We start from the raw sequence: 18,808 nt of genomic DNA on the forward strand, positions 1-18,808 counted from the left end.
GACAAATTAAAAAGCCCGCTATGAAAGCGGGCTTGGTGATAACTTTTTTATAAACAAACTGTTTAATTAGAAGTACACGTTGGCCCACCAAGAACTTGTCCAAGTGCGCCACCAATTAAGCTCTGAACTTGCTTCTACTGAAGAAAGTTCTAAAACTTTATCTTTATGGTTTTGGTTAAATTCTTGTAACATAGTGAACCTATCAAATGTGATACTTCGTATTTGTGTACTAGTTAACTAGTTTTGCGCTTGCAGGTCAAGTGCGTTGACACAAATATAACGATAAAAATTGAAAACAATGAAAAAGAATATATGAGAATTGATCTACATAGTCATACAACAGCCTCAGATGGCCGACTTACTCCACCTGAACTGATTGACCGAGCGCTAGGCTTTAACATCGAAGCGTTAGCGATTACAGATCATGATACGACTGATGGGCTTGCAGAAGCACGCAGCTATATTGCTGATAACAATCTTCCTATTCAGTTGATTAACGGCATCGAGATCTCAACCGTTTGGCAAAACAAAGATATCCATATTGTTGGGTTAAACGTCGATCCTGAATCACCAGAATTGAAAGCGTTAATTGAACAACAGAAGCAACACCGTGTCGGACGTGCAGAGATGATTGCGCAACGTCTTGAAAAAGCGACTCGTGAAGGTGTGTTAGAAGAGGTTAAGTTGATTGCAGGTGATGCACCAATTACTCGAGCACACTTTGCGAAATGGTTAGTCGACAATGGCTACGCGAAAACCATGCAGCAGGTGTTTAAAAAGTTTCTTACGCGCAATAACCCAGGTTATGTGCCGCCAACATGGTGCTCAATGAGTGATGCTGTCACGGCTATTCATGCGGCTGGTGGTCAAGCGGTATTAGCTCACCCTGCGCGATATGGCCTTACCGCCAAGTGGGTTAAACGTCTATTAGCTGCATTTGTTGAAGCAAATGGTGACGCTATGGAAGTGGCTCAACCTCAGCAAGCGCAACAAGAAAGACGCACACTTGCGGATTATGCTATACAATACAAACTATTAGCCTCCCAAGGCAGCGACTTCCATTACCCATCCTCATGGATGGAACTTGGACGTAATCTCTGGCTACCTTCTGGGGTCGAAGAAGTATGGAAAGATTGGGAGTTTCAAACGGTTTCACCATCTGAATAGTCTTTAGGTGAACCAGCTCCTTCTGATGATAGAGTCGAGAGATTCGATAACGAGGATCAACAATGAGCCAGTTTTTTTATGTACACCCAGATAACCCACAAGCGCGCTTAATTACTCAAGCGGTTGCGATTATTCGCAATGGCGGCGTTGTGGTTTATCCAACAGATTCAGGTTATGCACTGGGTTGTCAGCTTGAAAATAAACAAGCACTCGAACGCATCTGTAAAATTCGTAGAATCGATGATAAGCACAATTTCACTTTGTTATGCCGTGATCTTTCTGAGTTGTCACTGTATGCACGAGTAGATAACGTGGCTTTCCGTCTGCTTAAGGCGCACACGCCAGGTGCTTACACGTTTATTTTCAAAGCAACAAAAGAAGTGCCAAAGCGTTTGATGAACGCTAAGCGTAAAACGATCGGTATTCGTGTACCGGACAACAAAATTGCCCTAGACCTTCTAGAAGCAATGGGCGAGCCATTGATGTCGACGTCTCTGATTCTTCCGGGTAACGAGACCACTGAATCGGATCCTGAAGAAATTCGTGACAGCCTAGAGCATGCGGTTGATGTCATTTTGAATGGCGGCTACTTAGGTGAGCAACCGACTACGGTTATTGACTTCAGTGACGATGACGCTGTTGTTTTACGTCGTGGTGCCGGTGATCCAGCGCCGTTTGAATAATAGCGTTACTGATTAACAGTCTGTAACGAAACAGCAAACCTGCCAGAGTAAATAACAAGTGCTTTTTGGCAGGTTATTTGCGATAATACGCGACCGCGATTTGGTCGCGAAAAATTCATTCGACGTCTGTGAAGACGACAATTAGGTAGAAAAGAGTAAATGAGCGAAAAATTACAGAAGGTTTTAGCGCGAGCTGGTCACGGTTCTCGTCGTGAACTAGAAGGTTTAATCAAATCTGGTCGTGTAAGTGTTAACGGTCAAGTTGCGAAATTGGGTGAGCGTCTTGAAGACGAGAACTCAGTGATCCGTATCGATGGCCACACTATTACAGGCAAAGCCTCTGAAGAAGTGGTTTGTCGTGTACTTGCTTACTACAAACCTGAAGGTGAGCTTTGTACTCGTCACGATCCTGAAGGTCGCCGTACTGTTTTCGATCGTCTACCTAAGATCCGTGGTTCTCGTTGGATTTCAGTTGGTCGTCTTGATGCAAACACATCTGGCCTACTGTTGTTCACAACCGATGGTGAACTAGCAAACCGCCTAATGCACCCAAGCCGTCAGGTTGAGCGTGAGTACCTAGTACGTGTATTTGGTGAAGTAACCGAGCAAAAAGTTAAGAACGTGACTCGTGGCGTTCAACTTGAAGATGGTATGGCTCGTTTCGAAGATGTGGTTTACGCTGGCGGTGAAGGTATGAACCATACTTTCTACGTAGCAATTAACGAAGGTCGTAACCGTGAGGTTCGTCGTCTTTGGGAATCACAAGAAACAACAGTAAGCCGTCTGAAACGTGTACGTTACGGTGATATCTACCTTGATAAGAAACTGCCTCGTGGCGGTTGGAAAGAGCTAGATCTTCAAGAAGTAAACTACTTGCGAGAGCTTGTTGAACTTCAGCCAGAAAAAGAGACACTGTTGGATCTTGATCCTGCAAACACTTCTCGTAAGCGTGAGCGTTCTCGTAGCCAAAAAATTCGTCGCGCTGTTAAGCGTCACGAAGAGCGTGCAAATGCTCCTAAAGGCCGTAGCAACCAGACTAAGCGTAAGAAGCCTGCAACTCGCGGTACTACAACACCTGATTCAGGCCGTAGTGCTCCAGCGACCAATGGCAAACCTCAGGCTACCAAAAAGCCTAAACTGAACAACGGACGCCCGGCTAAACCGGCTAAGCCAAGATCACGTAAGTAATTACACCAGTAGTTGCTACAGTTCTTAAGCTTAAAGCTTAATCCAACGTTTCGAATACTAAAAAACCTGCTAACTTAGCAGGTTTTTTTTCGTCTTGAATATGGCGCAGTTCAAATCATGTCGAAGTGCTTACCAAGTAGAAACGATTAACCAGGTAGAAGTGCTTCACTAGCTAGGGTGACTAGCTATGGACTACGATTGGTATTAGGTCACTTTCAAATGATTCGAGAAGTTGTCACCCTTCGCCATGCGGTCATACAAAATAACATTGACCGCGGCAGCAAGGTTCATGCAGCCATTAGTCGGAACGTAGATGGTTTCACGACAGAAGTCCGTGATCTCTTTTTTCAGAGTTCCATCTTCAGGGCCGAAGATATAAAAAGCACGAGGTGGGTGCTTATAATCAGGCAGAGGCTTAGCGCCTTCTATCAAATCAACCGCGATGGGCACGCAGCCAACTGGAATAATGTCTTTCAGGTCTTCAACACCAATTAATGGTAGCTCAAGGTGCTTTTCCTTGGTGTCGGTATGAAATTGTCGAGCGTGGTCATAACGGGTGCCAGTATAAAATACAGAGTTTGCTCCGTAGCAACCAGCTGCTCGCATTACTGAGCCAACATTTTCAGGGGTTTTGGGATTTACTAATCCAACACAGGCATAGCCTTTGGATAGGGTATCTGTCTTTGCTTTGGTCATAATTTTGTAGAGTTGCAGTTTGGTAAAGTGATGAGGCTATGAAGTCGTAAGAAAACCAGCTCAGTACTCTGAGCTGGTTTAAGAAGAGCCTAGTCGCGTTTCCACAACATGTGACAGAACTTGTGTTCAGGGTCACGGCTGATCAGTAGACGAGCGAATACGTCATCTAAGACATCATCAGCTTCATTTACAAGACCAATGCGTACTTCAGCGTAGATCTCTTTGTCGACTTCAAAGCCAACATGTTCAACCCAATCGTCACCAGTTTCAACAAGTTCTGCAGCGCCACGATCTTCAAACTGAGCCGTGAATAAGATCACGTCTGCAGGTTCAAGGTTATCAGCAGCCATCTCTAGAAAGATGTCGTATGCAGCGTCAATTGCATCGTCGTAAGACATTAGGTCGTTAGCTTCGGTCATAATCAGTATCTTAGCTTGCGCGGTTCATGTATTTACGTTCAGCTGTGTTCACAACAACTTTGTCGCCAGTTGCAATGTACTCAGGAACTTGAACAGTAAGGCCTGTAGACAGACGAGCTGGTTTAGTACGAGCTGAAGCAGATGCACCTTTGATTGAAGGGTCTGTCTCTTCGATTACTAGCTCAACTGAAGTTGGTAGCTCAAGAGTCGCCGCAGTACCGTCGATAAGAATCGCGTACATACCTTGCGTATCTTCGTTGATGAACAGCAGTTCGTCTTCGATCATTTCACCGTTGAAGATGAATTGTGTGTAATCTTCGTTATCCATGAAGATGTACTCGTTGCCATCAACGTAAGAGAACATCACCGCACGCTTAGTTACGTCGATCGTTTCAACGATTTCGTCAGCCTTGTGGCGAACTTCTGTTTTAACGCCAGTTGCTACATCGTGACCACGGAAGCGGTAAATCTTTTGACCGCCACGGCCACCTGGTGTTGTTACTTCGATATCTTTAACTAGTACTGTTTTGCCATCAACATTGATCGCAAAACCTTTTTTAATCTCACTTGCTCTAGGCATTTTGTGTTTGTCCTTATTGGGTCTATCCGGTGATTATATCTCGTAGACGCTATAAATAGGAATAGCTTGAATCATAAAGTCACCTAAGCGATCATAGAGAGACAGTTAAATCATTATTTTATTTACCGAAACGACCTATGCAGCTACCTGTTATTGACCCAACACAGCCATTTCAACCTGAATTTCAACCTGTGGTTAACGATCTGATTACCTTTCTAAAAGGTGGGTTAGGTTCTAATCTGCACAGTGTCTATGTTTATGGCAGTGTGGCACGCAAGCAAGCCGTTGTCGGTCGCTCGAATCTAGATGTGGTTGTGGTTACTCATCGTTCTTTCCCAGACCAACGAACCACGCTGCTGAATACCATCAAATGGCGCTTCCAAAAGAGCTTCCCTCAGGTCACTCAAGTGGCGATCAAAACTACCTTGGTGAGCGAGATAGTTGATTTCGACAATATCTTTACGTGGGGCTTTATGCTCAAGCATTTAGCTGTGTGTGTGCATGGTGAAGACTTATCTGATTGCTATGGTGATTTCGAAACGAGTTGGGAAATTGCTAAGCATTGGAATATGGACGCGGAAAATTGGTTAGCGGTTTATCGTAATAAGATAGCCCGAGCAACAACGCCAGAACAGCAAGTAGCCGCGCAAGTGATTATTGCCAAGAAGCTTCTGCGAGCCAGTTATTCTTTGGTTATGTACCGAGACAAGAATTGGTTCGACGCACCTATTGAGTGCGGTCAACAGTTCTTGAGATATCATCCAGAGAAAGAAGTTGAGATTCAAAGGTTGGGTATTTTACTATCTGGGCGAGCGATTCCTAAACGTTCAGTAATAGGTATTCTTGATGGCTTTGGTGAATGGCTGGTTAAGCAGTATCAGAAAACTGAGTTTCGAATCGGGTAGGGGGTCGTAAGCTATCCATTGATATGAAAAAGCAGAGCGAGTTAAGCACTCCTCTGCTTTTTTCGTTTTGATGCCTGGTTCGAGTTTTAATGGTATATCGAGTTTAATGTCGCCTCTAAAAGAGGATTCAATCTAGAACAGACCTAGCTGCTGGCCGCTGACTCTTTCAAAATCTAACCCTATAAATGGCAGAATCGCTTCTGCGACCGGTTTAATCTGCTTGTCGATGTAATGTTGATAATCGATACCGCTCTTCAAATACTCCTTGGGCTCGGGGCCACTCAGCGTAATCAAATATTCAATACGCCCTTTGTTTTGGTATTGAAGTGGGCGACCAAGCTGGGCATTGATCTCATCGGCCAATCTTGCTGCGCGAACCTGTGGCGGAATGTTCTTCTGGTATTCATGCAACTTACGGCGCAAGCGCTTTTGATACACCAGTAAATCATCGTGTTTGCCCGCGGATGTTTCATCGACAAACTGTCTAACATAATCACTTGGATCTTGGTCGTGAAAGACCATCTCATACAAGGTTTGTTGGAATTGTTGTGCGAGGGGCGTCCAATCGGTTCGTGCACTTTCAAGGCCTTTAAAGATGATCTTCTCTTGGTCACCTTGGTTGATTAAGCCTGCATAACGTTTCTTCGATCCTGTCTCAGAGCCTCGAATGGTCGGCATTAGAAACTTGCGGTAATGGGTCTCGTATTCCAATTCAAGTATCGAGGTGAGGTTGTAGACCTCTTTAAGGTGATTCGTCCACCAGTCGTTGATGTAATCCACAAGGGAGTGACCAATCTCGTCTGCTTGTTCTTGCTCAAAACTGCCATTAAGAGACACGAAAGTTGAATCGGTATCTCCGTAAATTACTTGATACCCTTTATCTTCTATCAGAACCTTGGTTTGCTTCATGATCTCATGCCCACGCATGGTGATAGAGGATGCTAAGCGAGTATCAAAGAAACGACAACCAGAAGAACCCAGCACGCCATAGAAAGAGTTCATGATGATCTTAATCGCTTGAGAAAAAGCTTTCTCGTTGTTTTTCTTTGCGACATCACGCGCTGCCCAGAGGTTTTCGATCATCTCTGGTAGAAAGTGCTTAGAACGGTGGAATTGACCGCCACGGAACCCAGCTACTGCTTGGTCTTCTTCAGAGCCTAACTCTAACTTTAGCCCTTCAATTAACCCCATAGGATCAATCAAGAAAGATCGAATTATCGATGGGTACAGGCTTTTAAAGTCGAGTACCAAAACCGAGTCATAAAGGTTGGGAATCGAATCCATCACATAGCCACCGGGGCTAGCGATCCAGTTCTCGGGTTCTAAGTTCGGCGCGACATAACCCGCTCGGTGTATCTGAGGCATGTATAAGTTAGTAAAAGCCGCGACAGAGCCGCCAACGCGATCAAGTTCAACACCAGTTAAGCGAGAACGTTCAATAGCAAAATCGAGTAGGTGAGTGTGTTCGAAGATTCGGTTTACGAGCACACAGTCTTGAAGGTTGTACTTGGCAAGCGAAGGTTTATCGAACTTAAACATTCGATTGATTTCATCCATGCGGTCATGAACATTATGAATGTCTTTGCCTTCGCCCAGCAACTCTTGTGAGACGGACTCAAGAGACCAAGAACGGAAATGGTAGGTCGCTGTCTTGAGCATGTCGATGCCATCTAAAACCACGCGACCAGGAATGGTAATGAAGCCCTGCTGGTTTTGTGCAGAACTACGGAAAAAGCTTGCTTGATTGTCTCTACCGATACTGAGTTTCACTTCGTTCCATTCCGAACGCTTGTGCAGCAGCCTAAAGTCGAAATCAATGACATTCCAACCGATGATGATGTCCGGGTCAAACTCGGAGAACCACGCAATCATAGCTTCAAGCAGCGCTTTCTCGTTGGTAACCCATTGGATATTGGTGTCTGCTTCTTGTAGATCGCCAATCATTATCACTCGGCTATCCATTGGACTGTCTAGACCGATGGAATAAAGCACACCTTTTTCCGAACACTCAATATCAAGCGAAACCACAGACAAGTTTGGCAAGTAATCGCCAGCTCGACATTTTGCGTTCGATACTCTGCGATGCTGTCTTTTTGGGGTGATAGTCCCTGTGAATTCGATACTGCCTTTAATAAAGCGTTCCATTAAGAATCGATCGGCGAGTCGAATATCGCTTTCAAAGGTTTGGATTTCTTCACCGTTAAAGGCTTGAGCTAACCCGAAGCTGCTTCTCGATAAGGAAGTGTAACAAGCGGCTAAAGGGGTTTGGTCAAATGTCGCCAACTCTAAAGGCTTAAACTGACAATCTATGGCCTCTTTATCGGCAATAGATTGGCACGTTTCGATATCAGATTGAGCAACAAAAAAGACAGGCTTTTCATTTTGAATTGTCAGTAGAGTAGGGCCTTGAGGGGTGCTTAACCACAAGTCGATTTGTGTGCGCCCTGAAAAGTCTCTTGCTTGTCTTGTGAGTACAAAGCCTTGCTGAATATCCAATGTAGTAACCTATTGAAATGGGGAATCGAATACTACCATCTAGCAGCTCTCTGCGCACAACAGGCAACCAAAATACTAACTAAATTCTAGTTAACAGAGGCAAATAACGGGACTCCATAAGCAAATAAGTGAAATTGTCGCGAATGGTTATTCAATGGTATTGAAAATATCTTTATCTTGTGTAATTTTATTGGGTGTTGTTTTAACTGGTTGATTTTTAGAAAAAGCTTGTTGTTTTAGTTAGCTTATTTGTTAATAAGTACTTGCTAAAGTTCGTGTTTCAGCACATATTCAACAGAGCTTTTTTTTAGTAATTAAGTTAAGATGTACTCAATGCTGCGATTCACTGTTCCTTTGTTCAATTGTTTCAAACAGATGAAATGACACAGTGGTTGCAGAGCCAATTAATAGTGTGGAGATACAAGTTTGATAAATGTTTTCCTTGTAGATGATCACGAGCTGGTTCGCACAGGGATACGACGTATTATTGAAGACGTCCGTGGAATGAACGTAGCAGGGGAAGCTGAAAGCGGTGAAGATGCTGCAAAATGGTGTCGTACTAATAATACTGACGTTATTTTGATGGATATGAATATGCCTGGTATTGGTGGCTTAGAAGCAACCAAGAAAATCTTGCGTTTCAACCCTGATGTTAAAATCATCGTTTTAACTGTTCATACGGAAAATCCGTTTCCAACTAAAGTGATGCAAGCTGGAGCTGCTGGTTACCTTACTAAAGGGGCAGGTCCGGATGAAATGGTAAATGCAATTCGAGTGGTTAATAGTGGCCAACGATACATTTCGCCAGAAATTGCGCAGCAGATGGCTTTGAGCCAATTCTCGCCTGCGTCTGAAAATCCATTCGCAGACTTATCTGAACGTGAACTTCAAATCATGATGATGATTACCAAAGGTCAGAAAGTGACGGATATTTCAGAACAACTCAATCTAAGTCCTAAAACAGTCAACAGTTACCGCTACCGCTTGTTCAGTAAGCTGGATATCAGTGGCGATGTAGAGCTGACGCATTTAGCGATTAGACATGGAATGTTAGACACTGAGACCCTTTAACACTGAGATCGTATAGTGACCAACTTGTTTGACTCAGTCTCATTCCTCAAGACAGTAACAGAGCAGCCCGGCGTTTATCGAATGTATAACGCCGAGGCTGTTGTTATTTACGTCGGTAAAGCTAAGAACCTCAAAAAACGCCTTTCCAGTTATTTCCGTAAAAAAGTCGACAGTGAAAAAACACGCGCTTTAGTCAGCAATATTGACAAGATCGATGTCACTGTAACGCACACGGAAACAGAAGCGCTCATCCTTGAGCATAACTACATCAAGCAGTACTTGCCTAAATACAACGTACTTTTGCGTGATGATAAGTCGTACCCTTATATTTTTATTAGCGGTCACAAGCATCCTCGTTTGTCGATGCATCGTGGTGCTAAAAAGAAAAAGGGCGAATACTTTGGTCCTTACCCTGATTCCGGCGCTGTGCGTGAGACGTTGCACCTAATACAAAAAATCTTTCCTGCTCGCCAGTGTGAAGATACGGTTTATGCCAACAGAACGCGCCCGTGTTTGATGTATCAGATTGGCCGTTGTGCTGCGCCATGTGTCAGCTCAATCATCTCTGATGAAGAGTACAGTGAACTTATCGACTACGTTCGTCTGTTCTTGCAAGGGAAGGACAGGTTAGTCCTTGAGACGCTCATCGAAAAGATGGACACAGCAAGCCGAGAGCTTCGCTTTGAGCAAGCTGCCGCGTTCCGTGACCAAATCCAAGCGATTCGACGCGTGCAAGAACAACAATATGTATCCGACGATTCAATGGAAGATATGGACGTGTTGGGCTTTGCTCAAGAGAATGGCGTAGCGTGTATTCATATCTTGATGATTCGCCAAGGCAAGGTTTTAGGCAGTAGAAGCCATTTCCCGAAAATTCCCAACAATACGGTGCGAGAAGAGGTTTTTTCGAGCTTTTTAAGCCAATACTATCTTGCGCATAATGAAGCGAGAACCATCCCAACTCGTTTGATTCTCAATGCCGATTTGATGGAAGATATCACACCGATTCAAGAAGCCTTGTGTGAAGTGGCGGGTCGTAAGATTCACTTCAATACCTACCCTTCAGGTACTCGAGGTCGTTACCTTAAACTCTCGAATACCAATGCATTGACGGCTATTACCACCAAAATTAATCACAAGATGACCATCAACCAGCGCTTTAAAGAGCTTCAAGAAGTGTTGTCGATGGATGTGATTAAACGGATGGAATGTTTTGATATCAGTCATACCATGGGTGAAAGTACGATAGCGTCTTGTGTGGTGTTCAATCAGGAAGGCCCTGTTAAGCCGGAATACCGCCGTTACAACATCACTGGCATTACCGGTGGTGATGATTACGCGGCCATGGCTCAGGCGCTTGAGAGGCGTTACTCGAAGCAACTTGATGTCGATAAGATCCCAGACATCATTTTTATCGACGGTGGTAAAGGTCAGCTCAACCGCGCTCATGAGATCATTTCTCAATATTGGGGTGATTGGCCATTTCGACCAAGAATGATGGGTATAGCCAAAGGGGTTACGCGTAAACCGGGTTTAGAAACCTTGGTGACTCTTGAAGGCGAAGAGTTCAATTTACCCAGTGATGCGCCAGCGCTACACCTTATCCAACATATTCGTGACGAAAGCCATAATCATGCTATTGCCGGGCACAGAGCAAAACGTGGTAAAACGCGTAGAACCAGTGCACTTGAAGGAATTGAAGGGGTAGGGCCTAAGCGTCGTCAATCTTTGTTGAAATATATGGGTGGCTTACAAGAACTTAAGCGTGCAACTGTCGAAGAAATAGCCAAAGTGCCGGGCATTAGTCATTCTTTGGCAGAAAACATTTATCAAGCATTGAAACAATAGTAAAAATCCCGCACCATTAAAGCGCAATTGATAAGAGCCTAATAATATGCGTTTGAATATACCTAACATTTTGTCCTTACTGAGACTATTTTTAATCCCAGTATTCGTTGTTGTTTTTTACCTACCTTATGAATGGGCTCCTTTTGCTGCTGCAATGGTGTTTTGGGTAGCGGGTTTTACTGACTGGCTAGATGGCATGCTGGCTCGTAAACTAGGACAAACGTCTCGCTTTGGTGCCTTTATTGACCCAGTGGCGGATAAAGTGCTCGTTGCTACTGCTCTTATCTTAGTTACCGAGCATTATCACTCGATCTGGGTGACTATTCCTGCTGTGACCATGATTGGTCGTGAAATTATCATCTCGGCGCTTCGTGAATGGATGGCTGAAATCGGCAAACGTGCAAGCGTTGCGGTATCTTGGGTTGGTAAAGTAAAAACCGTTTCTCAGATGTTCGCTCTTTGGATACTTATCTGGCGATACGACGACTGGATGGTTTGGGTGGGTTACATTGCACTCTATGTTGCAACCGTTCTTACTTACTGGTCAATGGCGCAATACTTGATGGCCGCCAAAGATGATTTGTTAGACGAAAAACACCATTGATGAAGAAGCGAGCTGAGGCTCGCTTTTTTGATCTTTAACCTAAGGTTAAATTATCAATAGTGGATATCTAATGTGATATAGATCTCCTTTGAATAGCCTGTCCACAAAGTGCTTTGCACACAAAGTCAGCTATTTAGCCTGTTTCGTATAAAATCTATTCAAACGAATTAAAAATACAAAAATAATATTGACTCAAACGCTCGAATCCGTAGAATGCATCCCGTACCCAAGAGGATGGCAATAAGCGATTCGATTGGAGTTACTAAGGCGCCTTGGCAGAGTGGCTATGCAGCGGATTGCAAATCCGTGGACCTCGGTTCGACTCCGGGAGGCGCCTCCATTATCTCTTTCGTAGAGTAATGAATATGCGATACTAGCTCAGTTGGTAGAGCGCAACCTTGCCAAGGTTGAGGTCATCGGTTCGAACCCGATGTATCGCTCCAAAATTTGTAATGTTGATTGGCGTCAGCATTAAGATGGTGTTTTACTTTTCAGTAATCGGCATCGCAATAAAGAATTGCGTGCCCTGGTGGTGGAATTGGTAGACACAAGGGATTTAAAATCCCTCGGCGTTCGCGCTGTGCCGGTTCAAGTCCGGCCCGGGGCACCATCTATTAAAGTCTACGTCTTAACAGATGTAGCAAATGCGATACTAGCTCAGTTGGTAGAGCGCAACCTTGCCAAGGTTGAGGTCATCGGTTCGAACCCGATGTATCGCTCCAAATTAAAAAGCCCGAACAGAAATGTTCGGGCTTTTTGGTTTCTGCTGTTCTGATTTTTATGCGTTATTCCTCTTTCTGTTTGAACACACCCAAACTTCCTTTTCTATCTCAAAATGTTGCTATCAAGTTCGTTTACATTACTTAGCTTTTAAAAGCGAGATTCCCTATGAACTGGTTCTTTGTACTAAGAAGTGACGAAAGGATGCAGGATCTCAAAGCCTCACTAACAACGTTTATATACCCATGTCGTCATCCTCGGGCGCGAGGAACGAGCGAACCGGGGATCTCTTTCCTAAACGATAGTGTTGACGATATTTGCAGCTCTTGCTTAATCGTTACTCTTATTTCTTAAGTCATTATTAAAAACTATTGATCGTTCATTTCACTTTATGTTATTTTTCGTGCAATCTCGGAATGAACAATGCTCAAAAAGAGCAGCGATTGCTTCTGGGGGATACGCGTAGTGACCATTCTTGCTGATTGGGACATTACGTAGGGTAGGTATCGGCTAATTCTTTAGCTGATAGACGGGATACTTATGGCGCAGTTCGTCATGTTAATGGGAAACCCAACATTGAACACACTAATAACAACATTGCTAATCAGCTCTGCATTTCCAAAGGGACCAGCTCCTCATAGCTGCCCGATCCTGCAAAAATGTCCAATTCTTCAAAACAGTAGCATTACTGAACCTTGAGCTCACGCTAACTAATTTTTTTGCTGTCCTAAGACGGCCTAATTTCGTATTCGTCATTTGACTTATGCGAGCGTACAGCTATATCTCATTTCTAGACAATACGCGTGTTTCACTATGAATTCTCTCTAAATCAATAGAGGGACGGTGTGCAATTGCGTCTGATGGAGGTGAGTATGAACACATTCAAGGGGACTTTTATGACTACCGCCTTTGAAGTCGATATTAATACTATCGCAAATTCATTTTCAACGATGGTTCCTATCGTAGAGGGAACTTATGACCTAACACCCGACGCTATTTTGCTTGAGCAAGAACAGCATGAATCGGATGTTCGTTCATACCCAAGACGCCTACCGATTGCTATTAAACGAGCATGTGGTGTTTTAGTTGAAGATACTCGTGGCCAACTCTTTCTCGATTGCTTGGCCGGTGCAGGTACACTTTCTCTGGGTTACAACCACCCTGAGATTAACCAAGCACTTAAAGACCAACTCGATTCAGGTTTGCCATACCAGACCCTTGATATTACGACTCAAGCAAAAGAGACGTTTATCAAGCGAGTTAAAGCTTTTCTCCCTCAAGACTTTTCAACGAACTCGGTTCTTCAATTCTGTGGCCCGTCTGGCGCTGATGCTGTGGAAGCCGCGATCAAGCTAGCTAAGCAAACTACAGGTCGCAACATCATGTTTGCTTTTCGTGGTGCTTACCACGGCATGACTAACGGCACCATGGGCATGATGGGCAACCTTGGCACTAAAGAACGTCGTAGTGGCTTAATGTCTGACGTACATTTCATGCCTTTCCCATACAACCTTCGTTGCCCGTTTGGCATTGGTGGTGAGGCGGGTGCTAACGCGAGCATTCGTTATATCGAGCGTATGTTGAATGACGACGAATCTGGCATCATGAAACCTGCCGCGATGATCGTTGAGCCTGTACAAGGTGAGGGCGGTGTGATTCCAGCTCCAGCGTCTTGGCTACAAGGTCTACGTCGCATCTGTGATGAGCACGGCATCCTACTGATTTTTGATGAAATTCAGTGTGGTGTGGGTAAAACCGGCCACCGCTTTGCGTTTGAAGAATTTGGTGTTAATCCTGATATCTTGTGTTTGTCTAAAGCGATTGGTGGCGGACTGCCTATGTCGCTGCTTGTATTCGATAAGAGCATCGATACTTGGAAAGCGGGTGAGCACACTGGCACATTCCGTGGTAATCAGTTGGCAATGGTATCTGGCGCTAAGGCGTTGGAAATCATCGAACGTGATGGTTTGGTTGAGCACGCGAACATCGCCGGCCAATACTTACGTCACGGGCTCGAGAAAATTCAAGCACGCGTGAACTGTATTGCTGAAGTTCGTGGTAAAGGCCTGATGCTTGGCGCTGAGATCAAGCAACCAAACGGTGAGCTCAACAAATTTGGAGAGCCGCAATCCGACGGCGAACTGACGTTAGCGATTCAACGAGCAGCATTAGAGCGCGGCTTGATGGTTGAAAAGGGTGGTCGTGATGGCTCGGTCATTCGTTTCCTTCCGCCAATGATTATCTCTTTCGAGCAGATCGACTTTGCACTGCGCGTCATGGAAGAAGCGATCATCGTAGCGGGTGGTGGTTTACAACAAGACCCAGCTTCAAGCGAACAAACTAACCAAGAATGGAACAAGCATTTCATTCAGACAGGTTTAGGCGGTAGCGACGAATTTGCTAGCGTGATGAACCAAACCACTCAAGCAATGAAAGCCGTTTTTGAACAGGTTGAAACCCCTTATTCGGGTTTAGATCCAAAAGTGCTAGAAGCCGCTATCAATGCTGTTGACCTCGATAACAATCAACACACTTTGGTTGATGTTGTAGATAGCACGGCAGACCTTGTCGCTGCAAACTCCATCTTCGTGCAACACCCAGATTGCATTGCACACCTTCACACTCCACCTCTTATGGCTTCGGTAGCTGCGGAATCGATTATCGCAGCGTTGAATCAATCAATGGATTCATGGGACCAAGCATCTGCAGCGACTTATGTTGAACAACGAGTGGTTGATTGGATGTGTGAGAAATACCAACTTGGCGCACAAGCTGACGGTGTTTTCACGAGCGGTGGCACGCAAAGTAACCTAATGGGCTTATTGCTTGCGAGAGACTGGGTTGCAGATAAGCACAATGGCCACTCAATCCAAAAGCTTGGCTTACCAGAATACGCAAGCAAGCTTCGTATTTTATGTTCAAAGAAATCTCACTTCACGGTTCAAAAGTCAGCTTCTCTACTAGGGTTAGGCGAAACAGCAGTGTGCTGCGTTGATACCAATGCAAATGGCACCATAAAGCCAGATTTGCTAGACGCAGAAGTGAAAGCACTTAAAGCTCAAGGTCTGATTCCTTTTGCTGTGGTTGGTACGGCGGGCACAACCGATCACGGTGCTATTGATGATCTTGAAGCGATTGCTGACATCGCCAACCAACAAGATCTTTGGTTCCATGTCGACAGTGCTTACGGTGGCGCGCTTATCTTAAGTAGCCACAAAGCTCGTTTAAAAGGTATCGAAAAAGCGGACTCAGTGAGTGTCGACTTCCACAAGTTGTTCTTCCAAACCATCAGCTGTGGCGCTGTGCTGCTGAAAGACAAAGCGAACTTTAAGTACCTACTGCATCACGCAGACTATTTGAATCGCGAACACGATGAGCTACCGAACTTAGTCGATAAGTCTATCGCGACCACCAAGCGTTTCGATGCGTTGAAAGTCTTCATGACGATGCAAAGTGTCGGTCCAAAGCAACTGGGCAATATGTACGACCACCTTCTTGAGCAAGCGCTAGAAGTGGCAGGCCTGATTCAAAACCAAGCGGACTTAGAGCTACTCGCGGAGCCTTCACTATCAACAGTGCTGTTCCGATCTAAGCCGTCAGCAAACGGTGAGCTAGATTTAGACAAACTGAATCAGACGTTAAGACTGGAGGCGCTGACTCGTGGCGTTGCAGTACTTGGCGAAACGGTCGTTGATGGTAAAAGCGCGTTGAAATTCACCATCTTGAATCCGTGCTTAACGACATCAGATTTCAAATCTCTAATTAACAAAATTCAAACTCTAGCCATTGAGCTAGCAGAACAACAAGGGTAATTAAAACTATGGCTATTCTACAAATTGGTGCAGGCGGCGTTGGTTGGGTTGTTGCACACAAAGCAGCACAAAATAACGAAGTACTGGGTGATATCACAATCGCTTCGCGCACAATCGCGAAATGTGAAAAAATCATCGAATCGATCAAAGGTAAAAACAACCTTAAAGATTCAACTAAGAAACTAGAAGCACGTTCAGTAGACGCTGACGATGTTGATGCGCTTGTTGCTTTGATTAAAGAAGTTAAGCCGGATCTAGTGATCAACGCTGGTCCTCCTTGGGTAAACATGGCGATCATGGAAGCGTGTTACCAATCTAAAGTATCTTACTTAGATACATCGGTAGCGGTTGACCTATGTTCTGAAGGTCAACAAGTACCACAAGCTTACGATTGGCAGTGGGGCTACCGTGAGAAGTTCGCTGAAGCGGGCATCACAGGTATTCTTGGCGCTGGTTTCGATCCAGGTGTGGTATCAATCTTTGCTGCGTACGCGGTTAAGCACTTGTTCGATGAGATTGACTCAATTGATGTAATGGACGTGAATGCTGGCGACCACGGCAAGAAGTTTGCGACGAACTTTGACCCAGAAACCAACATGCTTGAGATTCAAGGCGATTCTTTCTACTGGGAAAATGAAGAGTGGAAACAAGTACCTTGTCACTCTCGTATGCTTGAGTTTGAATTCCCTAACTGCGGCTCTCACAAAGTGTACTCAATGGCACACGATGAAGTGCGTTCAATGAAAGAGTTCATCCCAGCTAAGCGTATCGAATTCTGGATGGGCTTTGGTGATGCATACCTGAACTACTTCAACTGCATGCGTGACATCGGTCTTCTTAGCCCTGATCCACTAACGCTACATGACGGCACTGTGGTTCAGCCTCTACATGTTCTTAAAGCACTACTACCAGATCCAACATCTCTGGCTCCGGGTTACACTGGTTTAACGTGTATCGGTACTTGGGTTCAAGGTAAGAAAGACGGTAAAGAGCGCAGCGTATTCATCTACAATAACGCAGACCACGAAGTGGCTTACGAAGACGTAGAACACCAAGCAATCTCTTACACTACGGGTGTACCTGCGATTACTGCTGCACTTCAGTTCTTCCGTGGCGAATGGGCTGATAAAGGCGTGTTCAACATGGAACAGCTAAACCCAGACCCGTTCCTAGCAACCATGCCGGAAATCGGTCTAGATTGGCATGTTCAAGAACTTGATGCAGGCCAAGGTCTTCCTGTGATTCAAGAGCTGAAAAAATAAGAACTGATTTCTTGTTTTGATTGCTAATTAAAGGGGACATGGATTGTTCCCTTTTCGATGATGATAGCCTTGAAGCTTTGGTATCATTTATTTTGATTTTGTAACTCACTGCGCTCGGACAGGACAAAATCAAAATAAATCACACCAAAATTGTTAATTTACCTTTCCATCTATAGATACTGCTTGAGTGTTTACAAAAATGACGTTTAAGAAAGAAGAACTAAAAACCCCATATTTCATGATCAACGAAGACAAGTTGATTGCGAATCTAGAGAAAGCCAAGCAACTGAAAGAGATTTCAGGTGTGAAATTGGTATTGGCACTGAAGTGTTTTTCGACATGGGGTGTGTTTGACATCATCAAACCTTACCTCGATGGCACGACAAGCTCTGGTCCATACGAAGTGAAGCTTGGCCACGAAACCTTCGGTGGTGAGACGCACGCTTACAGTGTGGGTTACAGCGAAGATGACGTGAAAGAAATTGCTGACATCTGCGACAAGATGATCTTCAACTCACAAAGCCAACTTGCCGCTTACCGTCATATTGTTGAAGGTAAGGCTTCGCTGGGTTTACGTTTAAATCCAGGTGTGAGCTACGCAGGGCAAGATCTGGCAAACCCAGCACGTCAATTCTCGCGTTTGGGCGTACAAGCTGATCACATCAAGCCAGAGATCTTCGATGAGATTAATGGTGTGATGTTCCACATGAACTGTGAGAACAAAGACGTCGATGCATTTATCGGTTTGCTTGATTCAATCTCAGAGCAGTTTGGTGAGCACCTAGATAAGTTGGACTGGGTGAGCATGGGCGGTGGTGTGTTCTTCACATGGCCGGGTTATGACATCGAGAAACTGGGTCTTGCGCTAAAAGCCTTCTCTGAAAAGCACGGCGTGCAGATGTACCTTGAGCCGGGTGAAGCGATCATCACTAAAACAACCGACCTAGTTGTGACCGTGGTTGATATTGTTGAGAACGTGAAGAAAACAGCAATTGTCGATTCAGCAACCGAAGCACACCGTTTAGACACGCTTATCTACAATGAGCCAGCATCGGTATTGGAAGCTTCTGAAAATGGCGAACATGATTATGTGATTGGTTCGTGTTCATGTCTGGCGGGCGACCAGTTTTGCGAAGCGAGTTTTGATGAGCCGTTGAAGATTGGTCAAAAGCTTCATTTGTTGGACAGTGCAGGTTACACCATGGTGAAGCTGAACTGGTTTAATGGTTTGAAGATGCCATCAATTTACTGCGAGCGCAGTAATGGCGACATTCAAAAGCTGAATGAATTCGGCTATCAAGACTTTAAACGCTCATTGTCACAATGGTCGGTTAAGTAACTGAATTGTATCTTCATA

The 18,808-nt window shown here is 44.7% G+C and carries 15 protein-coding genes, 4 tRNA genes and 1 other annotated feature; of the genes, 14 read left to right on the forward strand and 5 right to left on the reverse strand.

All coding sequences use genetic code 11. The features are described 5' to 3' along the window. Positions 1-5: 5 nt before the first annotated feature. Positions 6-120: a sequence feature (Trp leader region), on the reverse strand. Beyond that, the gene (locus AB4589_RS06970) at positions 67-192 is read right to left on the reverse strand and encodes a trp operon leader peptide (protein WP_009848753.1); all 126 of its coding nucleotides are present in this window, start codon (positions 190-192) and stop codon (positions 67-69) included. (Overlaps the previous feature by 54 nt.) Before the next feature lie 120 nt (positions 193-312). On the opposite strand from AB4589_RS06970, the gene rnm reads away from it, so the two are divergent. The 3 genes from rnm (at position 313) to rluB (ending at position 3,038) form a co-directional block, all read left to right on the forward strand. Next, positions 313-1,167, forward strand: coding sequence for an RNase RNM (rnm, locus tag AB4589_RS06975; RefSeq protein ID WP_372099909.1), 855 nt, complete (start codon positions 313-315; stop codon positions 1,165-1,167). A gap of 62 nt (positions 1,168-1,229) precedes the next feature. Beyond that, positions 1,230-1,850: an L-threonylcarbamoyladenylate synthase gene (locus AB4589_RS06980; RefSeq protein ID WP_009848751.1), complete on the forward strand. Its 621-nt coding sequence runs from the start codon at positions 1,230-1,232 to the stop codon at positions 1,848-1,850. Positions 1,851-2,009: 159 nt separating this feature from the next. Beyond that, positions 2,010-3,038 carry a 23S rRNA pseudouridine(2605) synthase RluB gene (gene rluB / locus AB4589_RS06985; RefSeq protein WP_004729784.1) on the forward strand — a complete coding sequence of 343 codons (1,029 nt, stop codon included), beginning with the start codon at positions 2,010-2,012 and terminating at the stop codon, positions 3,036-3,038. 204 nt (positions 3,039-3,242) lie between these two features. Here the strand turns inward: rluB and AB4589_RS06990 are convergent, their stop codons facing one another. The 3 genes from AB4589_RS06990 to yeiP all read right to left on the reverse strand — a co-directional run bounded on the left by AB4589_RS06990 (position 3,243) and on the right by yeiP (position 4,733). Further along, positions 3,243-3,734: an RNA methyltransferase gene (locus AB4589_RS06990; RefSeq protein ID WP_004729783.1), complete on the reverse strand. Its 492-nt coding sequence runs from the start codon at positions 3,732-3,734 to the stop codon at positions 3,243-3,245. Positions 3,735-3,823: 89 nt separating this feature from the next. Continuing rightward, complete coding sequence (locus AB4589_RS06995; protein WP_372099911.1) at positions 3,824-4,153, reverse strand: HI1450 family dsDNA-mimic protein; 330 nt, start codon at positions 4,151-4,153, stop codon at positions 3,824-3,826. Between the two features lie 10 nt (positions 4,154-4,163). Continuing rightward, positions 4,164-4,733 carry an elongation factor P-like protein YeiP gene (gene yeiP, locus AB4589_RS07000; protein ID WP_009848748.1) on the reverse strand — a complete coding sequence of 190 codons (570 nt, stop codon included), beginning with the start codon at positions 4,731-4,733 and terminating at the stop codon, positions 4,164-4,166. Positions 4,734-4,870: 137 nt separating this feature from the next. Between yeiP and AB4589_RS07005 the strand changes: the two genes are divergently transcribed. Beyond that, positions 4,871-5,638, forward strand: coding sequence for a nucleotidyltransferase domain-containing protein (locus AB4589_RS07005; protein ID WP_371708366.1), 768 nt, complete (start codon positions 4,871-4,873; stop codon positions 5,636-5,638). A gap of 132 nt (positions 5,639-5,770) precedes the next feature. Here the strand turns inward: AB4589_RS07005 and AB4589_RS07010 are convergent, their stop codons facing one another. After that, a complete protein-coding gene (locus AB4589_RS07010) occupies positions 5,771-8,134 on the reverse strand; it encodes a DNA polymerase II (RefSeq protein WP_372099913.1) in 2,364 nt (787 codons plus the stop codon). A 426-nt stretch (positions 8,135-8,560) separates the two neighbouring features. Between AB4589_RS07010 and uvrY the strand changes: the two genes are divergently transcribed. The 10 genes from uvrY to nspC all read left to right on the forward strand — a co-directional run bounded on the left by uvrY (position 8,561) and on the right by nspC (position 18,790). Beyond that, on the forward strand, positions 8,561-9,205 hold the full coding sequence (gene uvrY, locus AB4589_RS07015; RefSeq protein ID WP_004729778.1) for a UvrY/SirA/GacA family response regulator transcription factor: 645 nt from the start codon (positions 8,561-8,563) through the stop codon (positions 9,203-9,205). 15 nt (positions 9,206-9,220) lie between these two features. Continuing rightward, the gene (gene uvrC / locus AB4589_RS07020) at positions 9,221-11,053 is read left to right on the forward strand and encodes an excinuclease ABC subunit UvrC (protein WP_372087499.1); all 1,833 of its coding nucleotides are present in this window, start codon (positions 9,221-9,223) and stop codon (positions 11,051-11,053) included. Between the two features lie 46 nt (positions 11,054-11,099). Then, positions 11,100-11,657 (forward strand): CDP-diacylglycerol--glycerol-3-phosphate 3-phosphatidyltransferase, encoded by a 558-nt coding sequence (gene pgsA / locus AB4589_RS07025; RefSeq protein WP_371709161.1) that lies wholly within the window; start codon positions 11,100-11,102, stop codon positions 11,655-11,657. A 266-nt stretch (positions 11,658-11,923) separates the two neighbouring features. Beyond that, positions 11,924-11,997 (forward strand) — tRNA-Cys (locus AB4589_RS07030). A gap of 27 nt (positions 11,998-12,024) precedes the next feature. Continuing rightward, positions 12,025-12,100: transfer RNA gene (locus tag AB4589_RS07035), tRNA-Gly, on the forward strand. Between the two features lie 80 nt (positions 12,101-12,180). Then, a tRNA-Leu gene (locus AB4589_RS07040) sits at positions 12,181-12,267 on the forward strand. Between the two features lie 36 nt (positions 12,268-12,303). After that, a tRNA-Gly gene (locus tag AB4589_RS07045) sits at positions 12,304-12,379 on the forward strand. Positions 12,380-13,249: 870 nt separating this feature from the next. Next, positions 13,250-16,189 carry a pyridoxal phosphate-dependent class III aminotransferase gene (locus tag AB4589_RS07050; RefSeq protein ID WP_372099916.1) on the forward strand — a complete coding sequence of 980 codons (2,940 nt, stop codon included), beginning with the start codon at positions 13,250-13,252 and terminating at the stop codon, positions 16,187-16,189. 8 nt (positions 16,190-16,197) lie between these two features. Further along, positions 16,198-17,451 carry a carboxynorspermidine synthase gene (locus AB4589_RS07055; RefSeq protein ID WP_009848867.1) on the forward strand — a complete coding sequence of 418 codons (1,254 nt, stop codon included), beginning with the start codon at positions 16,198-16,200 and terminating at the stop codon, positions 17,449-17,451. 199 nt (positions 17,452-17,650) lie between these two features. Continuing rightward, positions 17,651-18,790, forward strand: a complete 1,140-nt coding sequence (gene nspC / locus AB4589_RS07060; RefSeq protein ID WP_371709163.1) for a carboxynorspermidine decarboxylase — start codon at positions 17,651-17,653, stop codon at positions 18,788-18,790. The last annotated feature ends 18 nt before the right edge of the window (positions 18,791-18,808 follow it).

The sequence above is a fragment of the Vibrio sp. 10N.222.49.A3 genome, assembly GCF_041475145.1.
Taxonomy (GTDB): domain Bacteria; phylum Pseudomonadota; class Gammaproteobacteria; order Enterobacterales; family Vibrionaceae; genus Vibrio; species Vibrio tasmaniensis_A.

Excerpts from the sequence above, each read along its gene's own strand:
- rnm (WP_372099909.1), top strand. The coding sequence starts at position 313 with ATGAGAATTGATCTACATAGTCATACAACAGCCTCAGATGGCCGACTT.
- pgsA (WP_371709161.1), top strand. The coding sequence starts at position 11,100 with ATGCGTTTGAATATACCTAACATTTTGTCCTTACTGAGACTATTTTTA.
- yeiP (WP_009848748.1), bottom strand. The coding sequence starts at position 4,733 with ATGCCTAGAGCAAGTGAGATTAAAAAAGGTTTTGCGATCAATGTTGAT.
- AB4589_RS07050 (WP_372099916.1), top strand. The coding sequence starts at position 13,250 with ATGAACACATTCAAGGGGACTTTTATGACTACCGCCTTTGAAGTCGAT.
- AB4589_RS07005 (WP_371708366.1), top strand. The coding sequence starts at position 4,871 with ATGCAGCTACCTGTTATTGACCCAACACAGCCATTTCAACCTGAATTT.
- AB4589_RS06980 (WP_009848751.1), top strand. The coding sequence starts at position 1,230 with ATGAGCCAGTTTTTTTATGTACACCCAGATAACCCACAAGCGCGCTTA.
- AB4589_RS06995 (WP_372099911.1), bottom strand. The coding sequence starts at position 4,153 with ATGACCGAAGCTAACGACCTAATGTCTTACGACGATGCAATTGACGCT.
- AB4589_RS06970 (WP_009848753.1), bottom strand. The coding sequence starts at position 192 with ATGTTACAAGAATTTAACCAAAACCATAAAGATAAAGTTTTAGAACTT.
- AB4589_RS06990 (WP_004729783.1), bottom strand. The coding sequence starts at position 3,734 with ATGACCAAAGCAAAGACAGATACCCTATCCAAAGGCTATGCCTGTGTT.
- AB4589_RS07055 (WP_009848867.1), top strand. The coding sequence starts at position 16,198 with ATGGCTATTCTACAAATTGGTGCAGGCGGCGTTGGTTGGGTTGTTGCA.
- nspC (WP_371709163.1), top strand. The coding sequence starts at position 17,651 with ATGACGTTTAAGAAAGAAGAACTAAAAACCCCATATTTCATGATCAAC.
- rluB (WP_004729784.1), top strand. The coding sequence starts at position 2,010 with ATGAGCGAAAAATTACAGAAGGTTTTAGCGCGAGCTGGTCACGGTTCT.